The sequence below is a fragment of the Shewanella sp. Isolate8 genome (assembly GCF_022398495.1).
Classification (GTDB): Bacteria; Pseudomonadota; Gammaproteobacteria; order Enterobacterales; family Shewanellaceae; genus Shewanella; species Shewanella aquimarina.
On record NZ_JAKEVI010000011.1, the window covers coordinates 1 to 1,063 of the forward strand.

The 1,063-nt window shown below is 44.8% G+C and carries 2 tRNA genes and 2 rRNA genes; all 4 read left to right on the forward strand.

The features are described from left to right. Window positions 1-208, forward strand: a 16S ribosomal RNA gene (locus tag L1D43_RS19760); the annotation flags it as partial. Between the two features lie 205 nt (window positions 209-413). Continuing rightward, window positions 414-490 (forward strand) — tRNA-Ile (locus tag L1D43_RS19765). A 114-nt stretch (window positions 491-604) separates the two neighbouring features. Then, window positions 605-680 (forward strand) — tRNA-Ala (locus L1D43_RS19770). Between the two features lie 295 nt (window positions 681-975). Continuing rightward, a 23S ribosomal RNA gene (locus L1D43_RS19775) occupies window positions 976-1,063 on the forward strand; the annotation flags it as partial.

Genomic DNA, 1,063 nt, shown 5'->3' on the forward strand with positions numbered 1-1,063 from the left:
TCGGAATCGCTAGTAATCGTAGATCAGAATGCTACGGTGAATACGTTCCCGGGCCTTGTACACACCGCCCGTCACACCATGGGAGTGGGCTGCACCAGAAGTAGATAGCTTAACCTTCGGGAGGGCGTTTACCACGGTGTGGTTCATGACTGGGGTGAAGTCGTAACAAGGTAGCCCTAGGGGAACCTGGGGCTGGATCACCTCCTTACCTATACGATGATTTAATAGTTGTTGAGTGTTCACACAGATTACTTGATAGAAAGATAGAGCAAAGATATACACGTCTATTTAGACGCTGTTAATTTGTTTCAGCGCTAGGCGTTTAAGTTACGAACGAAAGAATGTAGATAACTACATGATTGAGTGAGTAATGAAAAACAACAACGCGATGGAACAAAGAAACAAGTATAAATGGGTCTGTAGCTCAGCTGGTTAGAGCGCACCCCTGATAAGGGTGAGGTCGGTGGTTCAAGTCCACTCTGACCCACCAATTCTTCGTTGATTCTGCGTTATGTATTTCGTCGTTTAGCAGGCTAAACGTCCTCAATACATGCCTTATTTCAACTCGAATTGGCAATGGTATACTTTGTTCGCTGCATGTAATGGGGCTATAGCTCAGCTGGGAGAGCGCCTGCCTTGCACGCAGGAGGTCTGCGGTTCGATCCCGCATAGCTCCACCATTTGCTCTTAAAGAGAGCATGCAGTTTAGGTTAGAGATGCCAAAGATAAATGCAGAATTTATCTTTGGCTTTTTTAAGCCCGGTCGAAATCGTTCCATACGATTTTCGACACTTCCACCATCCGTGGAGGTCGCTCTTTAAAAATTTGGAAAGCTGATAGTAATAACCGAAAGGTTATTGCGAAAATAATTGAGTTCTCAAAACACACTTTAATCAAGTGACTTGAGTATTCTTTTGGCGAAAGTTGAAACCATTAGTTGCGATGCAACTCAGATGAAACTCATTTGGGTTGTATGGTTAAGTGACTAAGCGTATACGGTGGATGCCTTGGCAGTCAGAGGCGATGAAGGACGTAGTAACTTGCGAAAAGCGTTGGCGAGCTA